Origin of the sequence: Lunatibacter salilacus (assembly GCF_009797935.1) — a bacterium.
Taxonomy (GTDB): domain Bacteria; phylum Bacteroidota; class Bacteroidia; order Cytophagales; family Cyclobacteriaceae; genus Lunatibacter; species Lunatibacter salilacus.
The window spans coordinates 165,632-188,801 of sequence record NZ_VOLC01000001.1 but is presented as its reverse complement, the minus strand read 5'-3'; the positions used below and the strand labels follow the sequence as shown (position 1 = coordinate 188,801).

Here is a 23,170-nt window from a genome sequence, read left to right as displayed (position 1 = left end):
AACCCCAAAATCAAATGCTGGGTGCTGGAATATTCCTGGCCTTTATTTATTTTCAGAGCATAAAACAATCCCCCTGCCAATCCTAGGAATATTGAAACAAGATAAATAGATAGTGACATTGGTTTGGAGTCTCAAGATCTAATTGCAATCTGGAGGACATACTTTTCCCCCATTTACTACCATTGATTCGACCTGAGGGTCTTGATTGTCATCAGATGCGGCCAGAATCACTGTAAGCTTACCATCTAGATCCCTTTTATTAGTGAGGGCGTGTGATTCTGCCAGAGTTTCTTCATCGTATTTGCCGAAGAAGATTTTTATTCCCCCTGTTTTGGGATCAGTCTGTTCTAATAACTCCTCAATGGTATGCCTGTCAAACCACACGGAACGAGTCTGCTGCATAGCTTTCCCGCCGTCTGTGTCCTTTTCTGCTTTGGCAATATATTCCTCATACTGCCTTTTAAGCCGGTCAAATTTTTCGAAATCCATTTCTTTTGGGTGTATTTAAGTATCGCTGTTAGATCAAAAATACATAATCTTATTGATTTGGACATAAAAAAAGATAAAATTCGCATTTTATCTTTTTTTAACGGTTGTAAAATTCCGCTTAGCTACTTGTTTTCGATAAACTGCTTCTGAACATCGTCTTCCTCCTGTGCTTTTTTCTCCTCATCAAAAAAACGCTTTTGAAAGATTAGAATAATAGCTACGCCCACAAAAATCGACGCATCGGCGATATTGAAAATTGGCCATAAGGCCGTGTACCCACCACCAAAGATTGGTATCCAATCGGGGATAAAGCCCTCCCAAATATCGATGTAAAACATATCAATCACCTGCCCGTGAAACCAAGGGCTTGGTGCATCATAAGGTGCATTTCCCAGCCAGGCACCATAAAACACACTGTCAATCAGGTTACCTATAGCACCGCCCAATATAAGAGATATACAAAAGATGTATCCAGGATGGGCTGATTTTGAAATCAAGAGATACAAGTAGTATCCAATTCCAAACATGGCGATAAGCCGGAAGCTGGTTAGAATTAATTTACCGTATTCCGAGCCTAGCTGCATACCGAATGCCATGCCGGGGTTGGTTGTATAATGAAGCTTAAACCAGTCACCAAAGACTTTGATCTGACCCACGGTGCCAAAATCCATCTGATAATGGACGACCATTTTCACCACCTGGTCTATAACAATGATCAGCAGGGTAATTCCGAAATATTTTATATAGTTCATAAGTTATACTTTCTCTACAAGCACAGTGAGTTCGAATTCGTCCATATCCAGTAGGGTTCCCTCTGGCAATTCTCTTACAAACGTCAATTCCAACGCCTGGGTTTCTGTTTGGATGTACTCGGAAAATGCACGGATTGCCGTATCTATTTCCTCGCTTTGGTTTGCTAAGGTAATGTGAATTTTGTCCTGTACGTCGAGACCCATGTCTTTTCTCAGGTTTTGAATCCTGTTGACCAAATCCCTTGCAATTCCCTCCTGCTTAAGCACCTCCGTAACGGTGACATCCAACGCCACGGTCAAACCACTCTCTGTAGCAACTGACCAACCCGGTATATCCTGTGAACTGATCAACGTTTCTTCCAAAAGAATGTCAACCTGATTGCTGCCAATACTGATTTGGATTTTTCCTTCCTGCTCGATCACTGCTATTTCATCTTTCCCCCATCCCTGAATCTTCTGGCTCACCAACTTCATTTGTGGCCCATATTTCTTCCCAAGCAGGGCGAAATTGGGTTTGATGCTTTTCACCAATATCCCAGAAGTGTCATCGATGTAGTCGATGGCTTTTATATTTACTTCAGAAAGAATTAACTCTTCTACATGTTGGATCTGTGCCTTTCTTTTTTCCGATAACACAGGGATAAGGATTTTCTGAAGGGGCTGCCTAACTTTGAGCCGTTCTTTCTTACGAAGAGAGTGAACTAAGGAAGAAATATCCTGAGCCAGCTTCATGCTTGTCTCCAAGTCATCTTGTATCCAATCTTGGTTGGCGGCTTGCCAGTTTGTTAGGTGCACGGAAGTTGCCAAATCCTGCCCTTCTTCCCGAGCTCCAGCCGTAAGATTCTGGTATAACCACTCGGCATAGAAAGGTGCCACAGGTGACATCAATTGTGAGATTGTCTGAAGGCATTCGTAAAGTGTTTCGTAGGCCGCTTGTTTGTCAGGGTTCATATCTCCCCTCCAAAACCGTTTTCTGGCCAACCGAACATACCAGTTGGACAACTGGTCTACGGTATAATTCATGATAACCCGGGTGGCAGGAGTTGCGTCGTAGTGGTCTAGGGATTTCTCCACATCCTGAATTAATGACTGTAGCTTGGAAATGATCCACCGGTCCAGTTCAGGCCGCTCGTTGACCGGGATGGCTCGTTCAGTATCATAGGTGAAGTGATCCAAGTTGGCGTATAAAGCAAAGAAGTTGTAGGTGTTTTGAAGCGTACCGAAAAACCTTCGCTGTACTTCTGCGACACCTTCTTCATTGAATTTTAGATTATCCCACGGGTTGGCATTGCTGAGCATGTACCAGCGAAGCGCATCGGGTCCGTACTCCTTTAGAGTCTTGAAGGGATCCACGGCATTGCCCAAGCGTTTGGACATTTTGTTGCCGTTTTTATCCAGAACAAGCCCGTTAGCAATGACGTTTTTAAAGGATATACTGTCAAACAACATCACGGATAGTGTGTGCAGTGTGAAAAACCAGCCCCTTGTCTGATCCACGCCTTCCGCAATAAAATCCGCCGGATAGTTGGCCTCGAAGATTTCCTGATTTTCAAACGGATAGTGCCACTGGGCATAGGGCATTGCCCCCGAGTCAAACCAAACATCGATAAGGTCTGTCTCCCGGAACATTCTTTGGCCGCTTGGGGACGCCAACACCACATCATCCACATAGGGACGGTGCAGATCTACTTCTTTACCTTCATAAGGGGATTTTTCCATAAAGCCCTTAGAAATTGCGTCAGCGATTCCTGCTTCCAGCTCAGAGATTGAACCGATACATAATGTTTCGGATCCGTCTTCAGTTCTCCAGATAGGAAGAGGAGTTCCCCAGAATCGTGATCGGCTTAGGTTCCAATCTACCAGATTCTCCAGCCAGTTTCCAAACCTTCCCGTTCCGGTAGCTTCCGGCTTCCAGTTGATGGTTTTGTTGTGGGCGACCAGCTTATCCTTGTAAGCGGTGGTTTTGATAAACCAGCTTTCCATCGGATAATAAAGGATGGGCATGTCCGTCCTCCAACAGTGAGGGTAGCTGTGTTCGTATTTTTCGACCTTAAAGGCCTTGTTCTCGTTTTTCAGAATGATCGAAATGATTACGTCCGTAGATTTGTAGTCCGGATTGGCTTCGTCATCTTTCGGATAATTTTTGACATAAAAATCATCCACACCCAGTTCCTTGTGACCGTATATCCCGTGCTCCTTCATCTTAGCCAGCAGGTACTCACCCACAACCGGGATAAACTTTCCTTTTTTATCCACTATGGGAATATCGTTACCCAGCTCGTCTTTGACAAAGATGCCGGGTACGTTTTGTTGAACTAGGGTCCTAAAGTCATCAGCTCCAAAAGCTTTCGCCAGATGAACGATGCCAGTACCGTCTTCGGTAGTGACGTAGTCAGCTGTGATTACGGTGAAGGCAGGGTGGGGTAGTGCAAGTGTTTCTATTGGAAACAGCGGTTCGTAAGCCAAACCCAAAAGATCAGTCCCTTTGACGGTCACTAAGACCTTATAGGGTATCAGCTTATCTCCCGGATTATAGGCTTCCAAAGAGATGTCCGCTGCCTTTGGGTTAAAATACCCGGCCATCCTTTCTCTTGCCAAGATGACGGTTTCTGGTTCAAACGTGTAGGGGTTAAAAGTCTTAACTTTTACATAATCCAATTTTTCTCCTACTGCCAAAGCGGAATTGGAGGGGAGGGTCCAAGGTGTAGTGGTCCAAGCGAGTATATAGGTATCTACTTCTCCTTTTACCTTAAATTGCGCGGTGATAGACGTGTCTTTGACATCCCGGTAGCAACCCGGCTGATTGAGTTCATGGGAACTTAGTCCGGTTCCGGCTGCCGGCGAATAGGGCTGTATGGTGTAGCCCTTATAGAGTAAATCTTTATCGTATAGTTTTTTTAAGAGATACCACAAGGTCTCCACATATTTGGCGTCAAAGGTGATATACGGATCATCCAAATCTACCCAATAGCCGATCTTTTCCGTCAGGTCATCCCATTCGTTTTTATAACGCATTACCGTTTCCCGGCATTTTTGGTTGTATTCCTCCACAGAAATGCTTTTTCCAATATCATCCTTGGTAATCCCCAGATCCTTCTCCACCTGCAGTTCTACAGGCAAGCCATGGGTATCCCATCCGCCTTTGCGCTTTACCTGAAATCCCCGCAGGGTTTTGTATCGGCAGAACACATCCTTGATGGTACGTGCCATGACGTGGTGAATCCCAGGGGTACCGTTAGCGGAAGGTGGACCTTCGTAAAAAGTGAAGGTCTGTGATCCCTCCCGGCTTTCGACAGACTTTTCAAATATCTGATTTGCTTTCCAAAATGCTAATATGTTTTCGCCAATTTCAGGGTATTGCACCTGTTTGAACTCCTGATATTTTTTCACCGTATTGATTTAGTTTTGCACTCAGTTGCTCCAGTTTGGGAGAACATAATTTTCCCCAAGGAAAATCAACTCATTCAAAAGAAGGCGTAAAGTTAATAGAAATGTGGATCAAGTTCATTGCTATTATGTAAAAAACTATCTAAAGAGGCAATGGTAAGTTTGTTTCAACTTACTCGGGATGAAGTAATTTTTCCAATTCCTCCTCAAACATAGGCCCCATGCCTATCTGCGCCCTTTTGATCGCCTTTCCATGCTTCAAATGAAAGGAATGAAGTACCTTGTATGTGGTATTGATGTATTTTCCTAATCATGTCCCCGGTATTGTAATTCCTTTAACTCTGCGATACAGAGAAAGGGCGTATTTGTCGGTCATTCCGGAAATAAAATCCATGAGGGACCGCAACAGCATATAAGGAGGTGTATCCAATTCAGCGGGAAATTCCGGTGGAAGTAAGCGTAGGATGCTTCTGTCCTGTCCGGAAAACCGGTTTTTCTCATATTGATTATGGTAGAGGGCTTTGGAGAAAACCTCCAGTAGTCCTTCCAATACCTGAAATCCCGCAGCCTCCTTCTCTAGCACTGGCTGTGACCGGTAGATTTTTGCCACGGAAAGAGTACTTATCCTGTTGAGGACCTCAGTAGATGGCAGGATATCCGTCAACGCCTGATCGAATTCACCGGAAAGCATCTGCGCTTCTTTTTCTTTAAAGGCTTCGACCGTTTCGGTGATCAGTTGCTGTATGGCCATGGCCCGTAAAATAGCCAGTTTCTGTTTATCTGTTTTATATTCACTTAGTTTTTCTTGGGAAAAGCGCTCCCCGATAATTGCTGCCAACAAAGAAATGGTCTCTTCCAAGCTTACGAGTCCGAGGGTGCAGCCATCTTCCAGATCAATAATGCTGTAGCAGATATCATCCGCAGCTTCTACCAAGAAAGCCAAGGGGTGCCTCATCCAGCAGTCTGCCGCAAGTGATTCAATACCCAACGCCTCTGCCAGATTCGCATACGTGCTTTTTTCATCTGCAAAAAAACCGTATTTTTTTTGGCTTCGTCGATTCGGGAGGGAGGATGTTGCTAGGGCGGGTTTGGGATATTTCGTAAAAGCGGCCAAAGTTGCTGCTGAAATGCGAAGCCCGTTTTCCTTGGCAACCAACATGCGGAATCCCTGCGCATTGCCCTCAAAACGCACCATATCAGCCCATTCGGCAGCTGTGAGAAATGGTTTCCAAAGCTGTCCGTAAGGATGAAATTTGAAAAAATCAGAAATCGCTTCTTCCCCTGCATGGCCGAAGGGAGGATTGCCTATGTCATGGGTCAGGGCCGCGGCGGATACAATAGCGCCGATATCGGTGGCGGTAATCTGGGTGTCAGCTAGCTTTGAGTAAGTTTGAATCAGGTAGTCGCCCGCAGTTTTGCCGAGAGACCGTCCTACCGAAGCCACTTCCAGGCTGTGTGTGAGCCGTGTGTGAACGAAATCATCTTCGGGCAGGGGAAATACCTGTGTCTTATCCTGAAGGTTGCGGAAGGGAGCTGAGAATACAATTCGGTCAAAATCCCGTTCAAAAACACTCCGGAAGGCAGATGAAGCGGCTGATTTTTGATGGAGCTCCACAGGCCGCAATAATGTTTCCCAATGCATCATGTGCCAAAATTACAAAGGCAAGGAATATAATGAGGCATAAATGTGAAGTATTTTGCCAAGTCTATTCCCATCCTCCACCCAAGGCACGGTATAGGTCTACCACGGTATAGAACATTTGTCTGCGGGTATTGGTCATGCTCAATTCTGCCTCTAGTACCCTCGACTGAGCTGTGATTACTTCCAAATAAGTCGCATATCCTCCTCGGTAAAGTTCATCGGCCGTGGTAACGGCATTCAGCAATACGGCTGTTTCCTGATCCCGGAGGCTGTATATATTCCTTAGGTTTTCAACCCGCTGAAGCTTGTTCATAACTTCCTGATACCCGTTGAGAATTGCTTCCTGATAATTATATAGAGCGATTTTATTGGAAGAGGTGGCTATTTGGAACTCTGATTTGATTCGGTTTTGCGCGAAAATTGGAGCCGTTATTCCTCCCAATAGACCCACGGAAACGGCACCCGGAAACTGAAACGCCGCTGGAATACTACGGTCATTCAGACCAATGTAGGGCGTAAGAGAAAAGGAAGGTAAAAATTCTTTTCTGGCGGCTTCAACATTGAATTCGGCTGCCCGCAGTTCGAATTCGGCTTGTTGGATATCAGGCCTTAAAAGCAACATATCGGATGGCATACCTACTTCAGCGACAAAGGGCAGTTTAATTTGCATCAGGGATTCGGCTCGGGGGATTTGCTGGGGAAACCTTCCCAGCAAGAAGTTGAGGTAATTTTCCGTTTCGATGATTTCCTGCTTTTTTTCATACTGCATGCTTCGGGTGGAAAGGAGCTGGGCAGAAAATTGCTGAACCGCCAGTTCAGTGGCTCTTCCTGCGGATTTTTGAATTTTGATCAACTCCAACGCCATTTCTTGAAAGGCAATGTTTTTTTCTATAGTAGCAAGTTCTATATCCTGGCCCAGCAAATCGTAGTACAAGGTGGCAATTTCCGCAACCAGCGTAGTGGTGACCAGCTGCTTTCCTTTTTCTGTTGCCAGTATATTAAGAAAAGCGGCCTCTTTTCTATCCCGAAGTTTACCCCACAGGTCAATTTCCCAAGTGCTTTGAAAGCCGACAAAATTATTTTCGACACGGTTAATCACATTCCGATCGCCATTCACGGTCCCATTGAACAGGTTTGGCCGAATATCCCCTGACCTGTACCGTACGATGGCGTCCATAGTGGGAAAGAGCAATCCTCTTCCTATTTGAAATTGTGCCTTTGCTATCTCTATCCGTTCTAAGGTACTTAGAAGGTTAAGATTATTTTTCAATGCAGTATCTATCAGGTTGATTAAATTTGGATCATTGAAAAAATCCCTCCATGGAATCTCCGCCATGCTGCTGCTATCCTGATAGTTTAAAAAAGCATCCGGTACCTCATCCAACGACGGCATGATTGGAACCTCCATGCTTTTGCAACTTAAGAAGGCGAACATGCCACTCAATATGATGAGGTATGTTACTGATTTATTCATGTAAATTCAGCTAAAATGTGAAATCAGATAGTTAATTGTTCTTCCCGTTCAACAAGCTTAGGGGTTTCAACAGGTTTGTTTTTGCCGGTGAGTTGGGCGAAAATCACATACAGGCCAGGTATGATGATCAAACCGAAAATGGTTCCGATCAACATTCCACCAGCCGCTGCTGTGCCAATAGATCGATTGCCAAGCGCACCTGCGCCGGTGGCCATAGCCAAGGGAATAAGACCTGCTATAAAAGCAAAGGACGTCATCAATATAGGTCGGAGTCGTGATACAGCTCCTTCTACAGCTGATTCTACTACCGAAAGGCCTGAAGCGCGTCTTTGGATAGCGAATTCCACGATTAGAATAGCGTTCTTACCCAACAGGCCAATAAGCATTATCAGCGCCACCTGGGCATAAATGTTATTTTGAAGGCCGACTAGGTACAACATAAAGAATGCTCCAAAAACCCCCGTAGGTAAAGAAAGAATAACGGGAAGCGGAAGCAAGAAACTCTCGTACTGCGCTGCCAACAATAAATAAACAAAAAGGAGGCAAATGGCAAAAATGATAATGGCCTGATTCCCGGAAGTAACTTCCTCACGGGACATCCCGTACCAGTCGTAATTGAATCCTTGGGGGAGATTTTCAGCGGTAATGCGCTCTATGGCGGCGAGGGCATCTCCACTACTGAAGCCGGGTGCTGGACTTCCTTTTACGGTTGCCGAATTGTACATGTTATGGCGTGTGAGCTGTTCTGGACCATAAGCTCTTTCCATCGTAAGGAAGCTGGATATAGGAACCATTTCACCCACATTGTTTTTTACGTGAAGCTTAAGCACGTCCTCGGGCTTGGACCGATATTCTGGGGCTGCCTGTACCATCACATCGTACATCTGTTCAAAGCGAACAAAGTCAGACACAAACATACCTCCCAATAAAATCTGCATGGTATTCATAGCTTTTTGGATAGTAATGCCTTTTTTCGCAGCCATGTCCTGGTCGATATGCACCATAAATTGAGGAAAACTGGGATCGTAATCCGAATAGGCATTGTTGATTTCCGGCGCAGCTTCCAGTGCTTCGATTAGATCATCGGTTACAGTCCCAAGTCTTTCTAGGTTCCCAGTGCCTGTCTGGTCTAATATACGCATCTGAAAGCCACTTGAGTTCCCAAATCCAGAAACAGTTGGTGGCAAAAAGAAGTCAATTTTGGCATCAGAAATATCCTTTGTTTTTTCCCTAAAGGCTTCCATGGTCTGCTGAATGGTTTCTTCACGTTCATCCCAAGATTTGAGATTGATCATGGCCATACCAAAAGAAGCACCCGAAAGTCCGTTGGATAGGGAATATCCCGCCAAGCTAGAAACAGTTTGCACCGCATCAACATTCTCTATTATCCGCTGCATTTCATCCAGAACCCGCTCTGTCCGCTCCACGGTGGCGCCAACCGGAGTAGTTACGTTCACATAAACCATACTCTGGTCCTCTGTGGGTATAAAACCTGTGGGGAGAATTTTGCTAATTCCCCATGTACCCACAAAAAAGAAGAGTAGGATTAGGGTTGTCACCCCCTTTTTGGGTGTGAGGTAGGTAACATATCCGAAATACTTGGTCTCGAAATAGCCATAAACCCGGTTGAACCAGTCAAAGAACCGCTGTAAAAGCCCCGTTTTTTTTATGTGATCTTCACCGTAGTGATTCTTAAGCATAATGGCGCAAAGAGCAGGGGTCAACGTCAGGGCATTGATCCCCGAAATAACGATTGCTATGGCCAGGGTAATGGAAAATTGGCGGTAGAAGATGCCTACAGGACCGGACATAAATGCCACCGGAACAAAGACCGCGGACATGACCATGGTGATGGCGATGATAGCACCACTGATTTCTTTCATCGCCGCAAAAGTAGCAGGCATGGGTGCCATGCCTGTTTGCTGCATTTTGGAATGAACAGCTTCTACCACGACGATGGCATTGTCTACTACGATTCCTATCGCAAGCACCAAGGCAAACAGCGTTAACAAATTGATGGAAAAGCCGAGCATTTGTATGAAAAACAAGGTTCCTATGAGCGCAACCGGGACCGCCAATGTAGGAATAAGAGTGGATCTAAAATCCTGCAGAAATATAAATACAACGATAAATACAAGGATAAATGCTTCGACCAAGGTAATCAATACTTCTTTGATAGAAGCATCCAAAAATCTTGATACATCATAGGAGATTTGGTAATCCATACCGCTGGGAAAGGTATCACCCTTGAGTTCAGAGATGCGTTTTTTCACGTTTGCAATTACTTCACTGGCATTGGATCCAGGCCGCTGTACAATCATGATGGATGCGGCGGGCTTGCCGTCCGTTTTGGAAATCCGACCGTAGTTCAATGATCCAAATTCAACGTCTGCAACGTCCTTTAGTCGGAGGATGGATCCGTCGGCATTGGCACGAATGACTAGGTTTTCATATTGTTTGGGTTCAAAAAACTTACCCGTGTAGCGAAGAACATATTGCAGCATTTGTGATTCCTTACCAGAGCTAATGCCCAACTGCCCTGGAGCTGCTTCTACGTTTTGATTTCTAATAGCTTCCACCAACTCATCCGTAGAAACCCGATAGGAAGTCATCCGGTCAGGCTTCAGCCAGATACGCATGGAATAATCCTTAGTACTCATAATTTCGGCCAAACCCACACCGTCTACTCTCCGAAGCTCCTGCAAGACATTCAGGTCGGTGAAGTTATAAATAAATGCCTCATCCAAGGATGTGTCTTCACTGAACACATTTAGGTACATCAGAAGGCCTTCGACCTGTTTTTCCACTGTTACGCCGGCTTTCACTACTTCTTCAGGTAGTTCGTTCACGACAGTAGATATTCGGTTTTGGATTTCCACCGCCGCCAGATCAGGATTTGTTCCAGCCTCGAAGTAAACCTTGATGATGGTGGTACCCCGGTTGCTGGATACTGAGGTCATGTAGGTCATTCCCGGCACTCCGTTGATAACCTTTTCCAGTGGAGTAGCAACTGTTTTGGCGCAAACCTCCGCATTTGCACCCCGGTATTTGGCTTTAATTGCAATGGAGGGCGGAGCAATATCCGGAAATAATTCTACAGGTAATGAAAAAAACGAAAGCATCCCCAGCAAAACGAAAAACAAAGAAATTACAATGGAAAGGACGGGCCGCTTTATAAATAGATCAAACATACTTAAACCTTTGCTGATGAATAATTACGGGAAGGAAGTGTTGACAATCGAGGCCGTTGCTTCAGTGTCAGGCTCGGTCTCAAAGGCGATTGGTTGTGGCAAAATGGACATGCCGGGTTTGATGGTTTGTATCCCCTCGAATATCAACCGCTCACCAGGTTCCAAGCCTGATTCGATGATGTAATAATGGGAGAAACGTGCTTTCGGAAATATACTTCTTATTTGAACCTGATCGTTTTCATCGACGACATACACAAAACTTCTGTCCTGAATATCAAATACCGTTTTTTGAGGGATAATGATTGCATTTCTTATAGTATTGGTGAGAATTACCTTTCCTGTGGCCCGGTGTTTTAGAATCTTGCTTGGGTTGGGGAATTTTGCCCGAAAAGCTATCGATCCGGTATTTGCATTAAACTCTCCCTCCATCGTTTCTATAAGGCCATCGAATGGGTAGGGAGAACCATCTGCAAGTACCAATTGTATTACATTATTCTGGGCTCTTTCATCTGCACTGGACTTGATATATTCCAAGTATTCTATTTCCGAGACATTGAAGTAAACATGAACCGAACTTACATCGGAAACCGTAGTCAATAAGGTCCCCTGGTCGATAAGGCTTCCAGTTCGTTGTGGAAAACGATCTAGGGTTCCGTTGAAAGGGCTTCGAATTTCGGTATATGAAAGTTGTACCTGGGCGTTTTGCTCTGCTGATTTGGCTTCTTCGATTTTGGCTAATATGGCTTCATATTTGGCTTTGGTCATATCTAATTCCGATTTGGAAATGACATTTTTGTCCACCATGATTTTGAGGTTATCTATCTCAAATTCCATTACTCTGGCTTCTGCCTGTGCGCTTAGCAGATTGGCCACAGCTTTGGCCAATTCGGCTCTATGTTCCTGATCGTTTGTTTTGAATAGGAGCTGGCCTTTTTGTACCTCCATGCCCTCGTCCACATAAATTTTTTCCAGAAAGCCGGGAACACGGGCCCTTAATTCCACATTTTGGATAGCCATGATTTCTGCGACATATTGCCGATGTAATACGGTGTCCTTGGCCACCACCTGGATCACCGGGAATTCTCTTGGTTGCTGACTTGCTGCTGATTCTTTATTGTCAACGCCTTTGCAATTTGTCAATACCAACAGCAGGACAATTGAAACAATGTTTGTGGACAGAGGGCATTTGAATATGGTACCATTCATCATTTTTGGTCAAATAATATGTTTCAATAAATTATATTCGTTTTCGAAAACGAGTAGTTCCGTTTCTCCCTTTAGTTGAAAAGTAGGTGTTAACCGATTATTAAAGGTAGAAAAACCTACATATTTGTAAAGTTGTAATTTTATAAGCGGGCATTCGCAGTTTTTCAAAATGAAAAAGAGGGACGGGAAATGTTTAACTTTAGATGTTTAATTAAATCTAAAACCTATCACCTATTCCTGATTATAGTATTATATCAGTATTTTACACTAATTATCCGATGTCAAGTCAAATGAAAAAATTCCTTCAAACATGTACTTTGGTGGTTTTATCAGGAGTGTTCCTTTCCGAAAATATAGCCCAAACGGATTCAGCTCCAAAAACATATGTCAGCTACCAAAGCCCTACCAAACCTATTATTGATGGAAAATTGGATGATGCTGTTTGGGAGTTGGCACCCTGGTCGGATGCGTTTGTAGACATTCAAGGAGATGAGATGCCTAAACCGACCCATCTTACCCGTATGAAGATGTTGTGGGACAAGGATTTTTTTTACATCGGTGTAAAACTGGATGAACCCCACCTTTGGGCCACCTATACGGAGCGGGAATCGGTTATATTTCATGAGAATGATATAGAAGTATTTCTGGACCCCGATGGAGATACCCACAATTATTACGAATGGGAAATCAATGCGCTAGGTACGCTTTGGGATCTGCTACTGACAAAACCATACAAGGATGGTGGTAAACCGATCAATGGATGGAATATCAACGACTTCGAATTTACTGTTCATTTGGAAGGAACTCTAAACGACCCCTCTGATACGGATGTATACTGGTCTGTGGAGATGGCCATTCCCTGGAGTTCCCTCACGCAGCGTTCCTCACCTCCAAGCGACGGGCACCAGTGGAGGATCAATTTTTCCCGCGTTCAATGGCAACTTGAAGTGAAGGACAATATGTACACAAAAGTAATCAATCCAGAAACCGGAAAACATTTTCCGGAGGACAACTGGGTATGGTCTCCCATTGGCGTGATAAACATGCATATTCCCGACCGCTGGGGATATGTTCAGTTTTCCGAAGTGGAGGTAGGTACAGGTACTGTTCCTTTTGTAAAACATGCTGACGAGCAAATAAAAACCAATCTTCGAGACTTGTATTATGCACAGAAGGCCTTTTTCAAGGAGCATTCCAGGTATGCCGAAACAGTCCAGGAACTGAATTCGGTAGAAGGAACTGTACCGACCGGAATCGAGGTTGAATTTGAAGTTAGCCGAACCCGCTTTAAACTTTCCATTCCGTCAATCGATGATTCCAGCAAGAACTGGTTCATTACCGAAGACGGTAGGATCTGGAAACAGTAGGTTGCTATCAACCATTCCCTTATTTTTGCGTTGAAAAATAAACATGCGTTCAACCAAAAAATCATTTGCCAGTGAATATTCCAAAACAGTTGTCTGTAAAAATTACAACGGGGTTATTTCTTTTTTTTGGAATCCTTGCAGGCTGTGAGAATAGCAGTTCCGACAATAAGGCGCTTATCAATGTTTTACTGATAGATGCGCCCGGTGATTTTGACGAAGTATGGGTGGAAGTATTGGGAGTGGAGGTGTTGCCTGCGGGAAGTAGGGGCTTGGAAAATGGGGAATGGGTGTTTTTGCCCTATACCCCTGCGGATAAAACCGTCCGATTAACAGATCTTGTGGGTAGTCAGCGTTTGCTGCTGGGAAGGAAAGAGGTGCCTGCGGGTATCGTGACCCAAGTTAGATTACTACTAGGTGATACCCATTATTTTATAAAAAACGGTGAGCGGTTCCCCCTTCAACTCGCCAACAATATCGAAAATTTCCTCACAATGAATCTTCAGTCCAATGCCGCCGCAAATTTTGCGTTGGATATTTATATAGATTTTGACTTGGCGTCTTCCGTCAAGCCGGGAGCTTCGGATACGTTTGTTTTAGAGCCTGTGCTTAGGGCTTTCACCCTCGACCGCACGTCAGAAGTAAGGGGCATTGTGCAGCCGTCTGCGGCTAGGCCCTATGTTTATGCCATCCATGAGGCGGATACGTTTTCTACAATAACGAGCGGAACGGGAGAGTTTAGATTAAGAGGCTTGCCTCCCAATCTCTACCGACTTCTTATACGCCCAAGAGTCTCGCACCTCGACAGTGCTCTCAATCTTACAACTTTTGCTGATTCAGTAATAAATTTGGGAAACATTTCCTTAAAACCAGTCGCTAAAGAATAACAGATCACCGATGGAAAAGCATGAATTATTTATGCGCCGTGCGTTGGAACTGGCTGAATTGGGTAGAGGCAACGTCAGTCCTAATCCGATGGTGGGCTGTGTCATTACGGTCGACGATCAAATCATTGGCGAGGGTTACCATGAACGCTACGGCGGACCACATGCCGAACCCAATGCTGTTGCGGATGTCAATAATCCTGATCTACTTGAAAAGGCCACCGTTTATGTTACGCTGGAGCCCTGTGCCCATGTAGGAAAAACACCACCCTGTGCTGATTTGTTAGTTGGAAAAAAAGTTAAGGAAGTTATTATTGCCGCGGTGGATTCGAATCCACTGGTCGGCGGAAAGGGGATTGCTAAATTGCGGGAAACCGGTATCCCTGTGGTAACGGGAGTTCTTGAAAAAGAGGCACGCAGTCAAAACCGCCGCTTTTTCACCCAAATGGAAAAGAACCGTCCCTATGTCCTACTCAAGTGGGCACAGACCCGGGACGGGTTTGTTGCCCAATCCGACTACGACAGTAAGTGGATCAGCAATGCCCACAGCCGGCAACTTGTGCACCGATGGCGGGCAGAGGAAGATGCTGTATTGGTAGGTACTAAAACGGCCCATTACGATAATCCCAAGCTTAATGTACGGGATTGGAGTGGCAGGGATCCGCTGCGGATCGTTATCGACAAACAGTTGACCTTGGATCCTAATGGTTATCTCTTTGACCAAACCCAGCCTACTATCTGTTATAATCTGATCAAAGAGGAAGAACTGGAAAATCTGCACTATGTCCAATTGATGCCGGATTTTCAGGTAGGTGATCTCTTGGCTGATTTACATCGGCGAAAGGTGCAGAGTGTGTTGGTGGAGGGAGGCAGTATCCTGTTGCAGCATTTTATAAGTCAGGATCTTTGGGATGAGGCCCGGGTATTTACCGGAAAAGTAACCTTTGGATCGGGGATTCCCAGCCCGCATCTGAACCTGGTTCCAAACCAAACACTGGATATTATGGGAGACCGCCTAGATGTCTATTACAGGTGATTTCGAAATTTAGCTCCGTTCTTTTTATTGTGTGAGAAGATTGATTTCTGAGACGAAGAAAATAAAATTAAAATCTATAAAATTATATGTCCAGCAGCCTATATATTCCATCCGATGTTTCCAAAGACGAAGTTTACAAAGCTTTGCTTCCGCAGTTGGAGGCCTTGATCATCGATGAGCCTGATCTTATAGCCAATTTGGCAAATGTCAGTGCCGTTCTAAAAGAAGCTTTCGACTTTTTCTGGGTGGGATTTTATCTAGTGAAGGGGGAGCAACTTGTGTTGGGTCCTTTTCAGGGCCCCGTGGCCTGTACCCGGATTGGATTTGGAAAAGGTGTTTGTGGGACGGCATGGGAAACTGGGAAAACCCAACTGGTACCAGATGTGGATGCCTTTCCTGGACATATTGCCTGTAGCTCTGCTTCAAGGTCCGAAATCGTTGTTCCGGTAGTTCAGGACGGAAAGGTAATGATGGTCTTGGATGTGGACTCCGAACAACTCGATCATTTTGACACCACTGACCAAGTTTATTTGGAGCAGTTGGCAGATTTGCTGGCAACGACTATTCTGAAATAAAACCTTCAAGGTTTATTTAAAAGTAATTTTGAAACTGAACCTTTGGCTAAAAACCTTGAAGGTTTTCTGACAGAATCAATTTATTTGACCTCCCACTTGGGAATATATTTCGGGGTATACGCCGCCATTCGCTCCAGTAGCCACTCCGCATCGTCGGAGACAATCAGGCTATCCAACTGTTCCTGTCTCAGAAAGCCCTCCTGACTCGAAAAACTTAAAAAGTCCAGAAGTTTATTATAGTAGCCTTTGACATTATATAGGGCAAGAGGTTTTTGTATATACCCCAGTTGGTTGAGCGTCATGATTTCGAAGAGTTCTTCCAGCGTGCCTATACCTCCAGGCATGGCAATAAAGCCATCCCCTTTTTCAGCCATCAGCCATTTTCGATCCCGCATGGTTTCGACAACGGTAAGTTCTGTCAGTCCTAAGTGGGCCACTTCTATATTGACTAGGCTTTGGGGAATAATTCCATAAACCTTACTTCCTGCCCGCAGCATTTCATCCGCTATGATTCCCATTAATCCCACCTTGCCGGCTCCATAGACAAGTTCGAGGTTTCTTTTGATCAGCTCTTTAGCAAGGGTTTTTGCGCCTGCTTCAAAGGCCGAATCCCTTCCTTTGTTGGAACCACAGTAGACAGTGATTTTTTTCATGATGGGAAATTACGGAAAAAACTGCCCTTCCCATCCAAAAAATAGATATTTTCGGGCATGAAATCGAGCATGACGAGATCGTCACACAGTGGGATGATTATAATTGCGAGATTCCATCTGACCATTGAAAAAAGAATTATAAACAGATGAAAAACATATGCTTTGCAAGTAACAATGCCAAGAAACTGGATGAAATCAAGTCCGCACTGTCTGGAAAGATCGGTATCATCTCCCTTGAGGAACTCGGCTGCAAGGAAGAATTGGCCGAGACTGGGGATACCCTATATCATAATGCCTTTCAAAAGGCCCGATATGTATCCGAAACCTATGGCGTGGATTGCTTTGCCGACGATACCGGGCTGGAAGTAGTTGCGTTGGATGGCGCACCGGGGGTGTATTCCGGAAGATTTGCCGGGGAACCACGCAGCGACGAACGGAACGTAGAGTTGTTGCTAAAAAGAATGGAGGGAAAGGAAAACAGAAACGCTTCCTTTCGCACCGTGATCGCCCTTATCTTGCAGGGCGAAGAATATTCTTTTGAAGGTAAAGTGGATGGAGTGATTACTGAAGAACGTTTTGGAGAAAAAGGATTTGGCTACGATCCGGTATTTCAGCCTGACGGATATGACCGCACCTTTGCGGAACTATCCATGGAAGAGAAGAACCAGATCAGTCACCGGGGTAGGGCGGTAGCGAAATTGGTGCAGTTTTTATTGACAAGGGATTTTTGAGGAAGGCATTTTTCCTTCGCTGACTTGTCGGTAGTTGATAGAAATCAACATTTACAGATTGGCCAAATACTTCGATTATCGGATAATTGCCCGTTCCTTTTGGTGGATCTAGGTCCAATTTCTAATGCTTATCGGGGGCTATTCCAAAAATTGAGTTACTTTTGTCTCCCATGAAGAAGCCCTATATCGTTGGCATTACCGGAGGAAGTGCATCGGGGAAGACCCTCTTTCTGGATAAGCTGCTCCATGCGTTTGATTCCAGTCAGGTATGCTTGATTTCCCAGGATAACTACTACAAGGCTAGGAATCTGCAGCCGCTTGACAACAAAGGGATTTATAATTTTGACACGCCCCATTCCATCGATTTTGAAGAATATGCAGGTGATATTCGGAAGATTCAGGCTGGAGAAACGGTTTTCCGCCAGGAATATACCTTCAACAATCCCAACAAAACCCCCAAAATCCTTGAATTCAAACCCGCCCCTGTGGTGGTGGTGGAGGGGATTTTTGTGCTTTACTACCCCGAATTAGCCAATTTGCTTGACCTGAAAGTTTTTATAGATGCCAAGGAATACATCAAACTCAAACGCCGCATAGTACGTGACAAAGTTGAGCGGGGATATGATTTGGATGATGTGCTTTACCGCTATGAGATGCACGTAATGCCAACTTATGAAAAGTACATTGAACCCTTCAAACACGACGCTGACCTAATTGTTCCGAACAACAGGGGATTTGAAAAGGCACTGGAAGTGCTTAAGACTTTTTTAAAGGGAAAGGTGTCATAAGTGAGTTCCTAGGGAAAAAGGGGTGACTATAAAGGGCACGGAGGGTACACGGAGGACACAGAGATTTTATGTTGGTTTTGAAACATGGTTTTTTTGCATGTAAAAGGGTAGCCACATAGGGCGCATAGAGCACATAGTTTTTGATTCAGCGTCGAAGTTGGAGTTTCATTTGCAGTTTGGATTTTTAAAGATAACCAACATGACTTGAGGCCACGACGATATTTATAAAAAATCCGCTTTATCGATCTCATCCGGATCATCCGTGTTCTATTCCACCTCTAGAAAGGAAGGTCCGCATAACTTGTCCCGGTTTTTCGGGATTACGCTGATTTACGCTGATTATTTTTATTTATGTCGAGGTTTAATTCAATACAAAAAAATCCGCTTTATCCGTGTCATCCGCTCCATCCGTGTTCTATTTTACCTCGAATCGAATGGAACGCAGATTTGGCGGATTGAACGGATTTCTTTTATTAGCCTCGAGAATTAATATAAAACAAAAACCCGCTTTATCGGTGTCATCCGCATCATACGTGTTCTATCTCACCTCCAGAAAGAATTGCCCGCTGACTTGAGTTGATTTCCGCTGATATTTTTATTGACATCGAGGTGTAATTCAATACAAAAAAATCCGCTTTATCCGTGTCATCCGCTCCATCCGTGTTCTATTTTACCTCGAATCGAATGGAACGCAGATTTGGCGGATTGAACGGATTTCTTTTATTAGCCTCGAGAATTAATATAAAACAAAAACCCGCTTTATCGGTGTCATCCGCATCATACGTGTTCTATCTCACCTCCAGAAAGAATTGCCCGCTGATTTGCGCTGATTTGCGCTGATATTTTTATTGACATCGAGGTGTAATTCAATACTAAAAAACACGCTTTATCCACGTCTACCTGCTACTTTGCATTTTTTGCGGTTTAAAACGGCAAGGGAGCATAAAAAAAGGAGTTCTTAGCTCCTTTTCTTGTTTCTGCTATCTTCTTTTATCTTTTTAATATAGGATTTGATAACATTAATACGCTGTTTTTCAGGAAGGACTTCCTTCTGAAACAATCCATCGATACTATAATACATTGGGCGATTATTTAGGTTGTCGTAAATATAAACGCTTTTCGTTATGTAAATGTTTATTTGACAAGTTTTTTTTACCAATGGCGAATATTGCAGATATGTGCAAAAGTAATGGGTTGACAATCGTTGGATTTTTCGTCTTTTTTTACTTCATTACCGTACCTGTAGGTAACTAAACCAAACCCGGCCATGATAAATACCATAGAATCCAAGGCTACCTTTGCTGCCCAAAAACAAAAATCGCTAGAAATCCGGGACTCCTCGGTCTTACAGCGAGTTGCCAAACTAAAGACCCTGCAGGGCTGGATCACCGAAAATGCGGATGATATCCGAAAGGCCCTCTATGCGGATCTAGGCAAATCCGCATCCGAGGCGGATATTTCGGAACTTTCCATGGTTAAGGGTGAAATCAGCCATGCAATTTCCAACTTGTCCTCCTGGATGGCACCTAAAAAGGTTAAAACCCCAATGCATATGCTCGGGAGTTCTGCTTACGTAATCCCCGAACCCAAAGGTTGTGCACTAATTATTTCCCCTTGGAACTATCCCTTTAACCTTTGCATCGGACCGCTGGTTTCGGCTTTAGCTGCGGGATGTACCGTATGGCTCAAGCCTTCCGAGATGGCACCCCACACGGCGGCCTTGATCCGGAGATTGGCGCAGGAGCTTTATGAGCCGGATGAAGTAACTGTAAGTGAAGGCGGGGTGGAGGTGTCAGAATTGTTGCTGTCCCTCCCCTTTGACCATATATTTTTTACAGGCAGCCCCGCTATTGGCAAGGTGGTGATGAAGGCTGCTTCCAACCACCTGACTAGCGTCACCTTGGAGCTGGGAGGCAAATCTCCCGTGATTATAGACAAGGATTGCGACCTGAAGGATGCCGCAAAAAAGGTCGCCTGGGCAAAGTTCCTGAACTGCGGGCAGACCTGCGTCGCACCAGATTACGTATTGGTGCAGGAAAGTGTTTATGAGGAATTTAAGGCCTACTTGCAGGAAAGCCTAGAAGCCATGGGAAACCCCAAGGGAAAGGGCATACATAAGAGTTCCGATTACAGTCGCATCATTAACGGGAGACATTGGAATCGGTTAAAGAAATTGCTGGAAGAGGCGATAGCAAGTGGTGCGAAGGTAATTTATGGGGGAGAGATCGATGAGGCAAAAAACCTTTTTTCTCCTACACTGATACAAGGGGCGGACGAAAGCACGGGTGTGATGACCGAGGAGATATTTGGACCCATTCTGCCACTCCAGGCCTACACCTTGCTGGATGAGGCGTTGGCTATTATCAATAGCCGGGAAAAGCCGCTTGCCCTGTATTTGTTCTCCACCGAGGAGTATATCCAAGAGCAGGTTGCTGCCAAAACCAGCAGCGGGGGATTATGTTTCAATGACTGTGCGGTACACTTTGCCCATCCTTCGCTGCCATTTGGCGGGGTAGGGCAAAGCGGGATGGGCAAGGCCCACGGACAATATGGATTTTTTGCCTTTTCCAATGAAAAGGCGGTATTCAAACAGCGGCCTGGCTTTTCCCCGACAAAGACGTTTTATCCTCCGTATACGATGAAGACTAAGAAGCTGATCAAGTATTTTATGAAGTGGGTTTAGTTTAGCGAGGGGAGAGATTGGTTTTAGTTAGTATTAGAACAATTCTTGTTCGATTTCTTTGATGCCAGGGTTTGTAGAAGAAATAATATATCGAATGGACGGAATTGATGTTACCCAGACAGTTCCAAACCAAATTCTTTCCATATCAGGATGGTTTTTAGTTGCAATAGAAACTTTGCACGCATTTTTACCAAAATTCATTCAAGACAAAATTGAAAGAGTGCTTTCAGAGAAACTTAGCCTAAGAGAGGATGAGCAACGTTCTGTTATTCCAACAAACGGAAATTCCTTTGTTTCTTCATTACCGTTTCCGCAAAAATTGATAATGCCTATAATATTGAGGTTTTTTGGAACGAAACCACCACAAAAATCAATAGAAAGAGAACTCTGCAACGACTTGACATCCGAACAAGCTTCAAAAATAGTGAAGGATTTTACTCCGGAGTCAAAAGTACTTTATAAAACAAAAATAACCTTTAACTTACCTGACACCAAGCGACTGTATATTAAGTTGGAAAATGATAAGGCCATGCGGGGTGATTTCCAGGATAAAATGGCAAAGAATCTAAAGGCGGAAAAAATTATTACTATTGATAGCGGACATTTACCGATGATAAGTAAAGCTAAAGAATTGGCAGCTATCTTATCCGATTTTGTAGGTGAGATTGGACAAGACGAAAGAACTGACGACTCCTAAAATTGGGGTTCGACTACGCTCAATATGAACAGACATATTATTTTAGATAACCTCACCATTTTATTAGAAACATTAAATCTTAAATCAAAGCACCTATGAAACACTTTAGGATACCACTAATTTTACTGCCAATAGCTCTTATCACCTTTCAATGTCAGGAAACTTCAACTATGAAAGTTATAAAGGATCTCCCGCCTGAGGTGGTGGAGACTATTGAAAACCGTATAGAGGGAAACGCTACACCAAGTATCTCCATAGCGGTAATCGACTCCACGGGAATTCATTATTATAATTTTGGCAAAACTGCCGTTGACGGTAAAGCAGTGGACGAAAATACCATCTATGAAATAGGATCTATTTCCAAAGCGTTCACGGCGATACTTCTTGCACAACAAGTACTGGATGGGAAACTCAAGCTGGAAGATGAGATAAATAAATTTTTACCGGATAACTTCAAAATCCCTGTGATGGGTGATACAGAAATTACATTCGGCAACCTAACCGACCATACCTCCGGCTTGCCAAGGATGCCGGACAATTTTGCCCCCGCTAACCCCAGCAATCCTTTTGCAGACTATACGGAAGACCTGATGTATGAATTTATTTCAAACTATCAACCAGTCCGGGAAGTAGGTGCTGAATATGAGTATTCAAATCTTGCCCAGGGTCTTTTGGGGCACTTGCTTGCCATGAATTCCAACAGTGCTTATGAAGAATTGATTGTTCAAACTATTGCCGATCCTTTAGAAATGGAGGATACCAGAATCCGGTTGACTGATAGCATGAAGGAAAACCTGGCCCTTGGGCACAGTGGCGGCAAGGTTGTTGAAAATTGGGACATCCCCACACTTGCCGGTGCAGGTGCAATCCGAAGTTCATCATCAGATATGGCCAAATTTATTTCTGCTAATTTGGGTTATGTGAAAAGCCCCTTGGCGGCGGCTATGGAATTAACCCATAAAGCTAGACATCAAAAAGCAGGGGAAATGGGAGTAGGAATGGGCTGGCATATTAAAAAGGGGGAAGATGGAGATGTAATCTGGCACAATGGCGGCACTGGTGGTTACAGAACTTTTGCCGGATTTGTAAAAGAAACAAGGATCGGTGTGGTTCTTCTCACTAATTCATCCACAGGTTCTGATGATATTGGTTTCTACTTACTCGATCCGAGTTCGGAATTGGCGGACATGAAATTCCTAGGAGATGCAGTTGACCTACCTGAATCCGTCCTTGAACAATATGTTGGTACCTACGAGTTAGCGCCGGAATTTAAAATCTCTATCACCAAAGAAGGGAAGCAGTTGTTTGGACAACCAACAGGGCAGGAAAGGGTTGAAATATACCCTGAAAACGACACGATTTTTTACCTAACTGTTGTTCAGGCAAAGATTTCCTTTCAACTAAAAGATGGTGTTGTGGAGAGCTTGACCCTGATTCAGGGCGGACAGGAAACGCTGGGCAGGAGGATTGAAGAGTAAACCCAAATGATCGCGCCTCAACCCAAATAAACTAGACAACGTTACCAGGAAACTATGTTTTTTACAATTTAATTGAGAGGCTTCATTATTTGACTGTTTCAGACGGTAATTCAGAACTTCAAACAACAACGGGCTAAAAA

At 44.3% G+C, this 23,170-nt stretch carries 17 protein-coding genes; 9 read left to right on the top strand and 8 right to left on the bottom strand.

What is annotated here, in order from left to right; translation table 11 throughout:
* Positions 1-138: 138 nt before the first annotated feature.
* The 7 genes from FQ608_RS00760 to FQ608_RS00730 all read right to left on the bottom strand — a co-directional run bounded on the left by FQ608_RS00760 (position 139) and on the right by FQ608_RS00730 (position 12,144).
* A complete protein-coding gene (locus tag FQ608_RS00760; protein ID WP_158855894.1) occupies positions 139-489 on the bottom strand; it encodes a hypothetical protein in 351 nt (116 codons plus the stop codon).
* Between the two features lie 122 nt (positions 490-611).
* Positions 612-1,241, bottom strand: a complete 630-nt coding sequence (locus FQ608_RS00755; RefSeq protein WP_158855893.1) for a lipoprotein signal peptidase — start codon at positions 1,239-1,241, stop codon at positions 612-614.
* A gap of 3 nt (positions 1,242-1,244) precedes the next feature.
* Positions 1,245-4,631, bottom strand: a complete 3,387-nt coding sequence (ileS, locus tag FQ608_RS00750) for an isoleucine--tRNA ligase (RefSeq protein WP_158855892.1) — start codon at positions 4,629-4,631, stop codon at positions 1,245-1,247.
* A gap of 307 nt (positions 4,632-4,938) precedes the next feature.
* The gene (gene dgt / locus FQ608_RS00745) at positions 4,939-6,273 is read right to left on the bottom strand and encodes a dGTP triphosphohydrolase (RefSeq protein WP_158855891.1); all 1,335 of its coding nucleotides are present in this window, start codon (positions 6,271-6,273) and stop codon (positions 4,939-4,941) included.
* Between the two features lie 61 nt (positions 6,274-6,334).
* Positions 6,335-7,744 (bottom strand): TolC family protein, encoded by a 1,410-nt coding sequence (locus tag FQ608_RS00740; RefSeq protein WP_234363998.1) that lies wholly within the window; start codon positions 7,742-7,744, stop codon positions 6,335-6,337.
* Between the two features lie 23 nt (positions 7,745-7,767).
* Complete coding sequence (locus tag FQ608_RS00735; protein WP_158855890.1) at positions 7,768-10,935, bottom strand: efflux RND transporter permease subunit; 3,168 nt, start codon at positions 10,933-10,935, stop codon at positions 7,768-7,770.
* 24 nt (positions 10,936-10,959) lie between these two features.
* Positions 10,960-12,144, bottom strand: a complete 1,185-nt coding sequence (locus FQ608_RS00730) for an efflux RND transporter periplasmic adaptor subunit (protein ID WP_234363997.1) — start codon at positions 12,142-12,144, stop codon at positions 10,960-10,962.
* A gap of 287 nt (positions 12,145-12,431) precedes the next feature.
* Between FQ608_RS00730 and FQ608_RS00725 the strand changes: the two genes are divergently transcribed.
* From FQ608_RS00725 to FQ608_RS00710, 4 genes are all read left to right on the top strand, one after another.
* Positions 12,432-13,508, top strand: coding sequence for a carbohydrate-binding family 9-like protein (locus FQ608_RS00725; protein WP_158855889.1), 1,077 nt, complete (start codon positions 12,432-12,434; stop codon positions 13,506-13,508).
* A gap of 71 nt (positions 13,509-13,579) precedes the next feature.
* Positions 13,580-14,392, top strand: a complete 813-nt coding sequence (locus tag FQ608_RS00720; RefSeq protein WP_158855888.1) for a DUF4382 domain-containing protein — start codon at positions 13,580-13,582, stop codon at positions 14,390-14,392.
* 10 nt (positions 14,393-14,402) lie between these two features.
* On the top strand, positions 14,403-15,425 hold the full coding sequence (gene ribD, locus FQ608_RS00715) for a bifunctional diaminohydroxyphosphoribosylaminopyrimidine deaminase/5-amino-6-(5-phosphoribosylamino)uracil reductase RibD (RefSeq protein ID WP_158855887.1): 1,023 nt from the start codon (positions 14,403-14,405) through the stop codon (positions 15,423-15,425).
* Positions 15,426-15,511: 86 nt separating this feature from the next.
* Complete coding sequence (locus tag FQ608_RS00710; protein WP_158855886.1) at positions 15,512-16,000, top strand: GAF domain-containing protein; 489 nt, start codon at positions 15,512-15,514, stop codon at positions 15,998-16,000.
* An 80-nt stretch (positions 16,001-16,080) separates the two neighbouring features.
* On the opposite strand, the gene FQ608_RS00705 is transcribed toward FQ608_RS00710, so the two are convergent.
* Positions 16,081-16,653, bottom strand: a complete 573-nt coding sequence (locus tag FQ608_RS00705; protein WP_158855885.1) for an LOG family protein — start codon at positions 16,651-16,653, stop codon at positions 16,081-16,083.
* A gap of 146 nt (positions 16,654-16,799) precedes the next feature.
* Between FQ608_RS00705 and FQ608_RS00700 the strand changes: the two genes are divergently transcribed.
* From FQ608_RS00700 to FQ608_RS00680, 5 genes are all read left to right on the top strand, one after another.
* Complete coding sequence (locus tag FQ608_RS00700; protein ID WP_158855884.1) at positions 16,800-17,384, top strand: non-canonical purine NTP diphosphatase; 585 nt, start codon at positions 16,800-16,802, stop codon at positions 17,382-17,384.
* Between the two features lie 170 nt (positions 17,385-17,554).
* Complete coding sequence (gene udk / locus FQ608_RS00695) at positions 17,555-18,172, top strand: uridine kinase (protein ID WP_158855883.1); 618 nt, start codon at positions 17,555-17,557, stop codon at positions 18,170-18,172.
* Positions 18,173-19,439: 1,267 nt separating this feature from the next.
* Positions 19,440-20,855: an aldehyde dehydrogenase family protein gene (locus FQ608_RS00690; RefSeq protein WP_158855882.1), complete on the top strand. Its 1,416-nt coding sequence runs from the start codon at positions 19,440-19,442 to the stop codon at positions 20,853-20,855.
* A 94-nt stretch (positions 20,856-20,949) separates the two neighbouring features.
* Entirely contained in the window at positions 20,950-21,552 is a 603-nt protein-coding gene (locus FQ608_RS00685) for an alpha/beta fold hydrolase (RefSeq protein ID WP_158855881.1), read from the top strand.
* Positions 21,553-21,722: 170 nt separating this feature from the next.
* Complete coding sequence (locus FQ608_RS00680) at positions 21,723-23,030, top strand: serine hydrolase (protein WP_234363996.1); 1,308 nt, start codon at positions 21,723-21,725, stop codon at positions 23,028-23,030.
* The last annotated feature ends 140 nt before the right edge of the window (positions 23,031-23,170 follow it).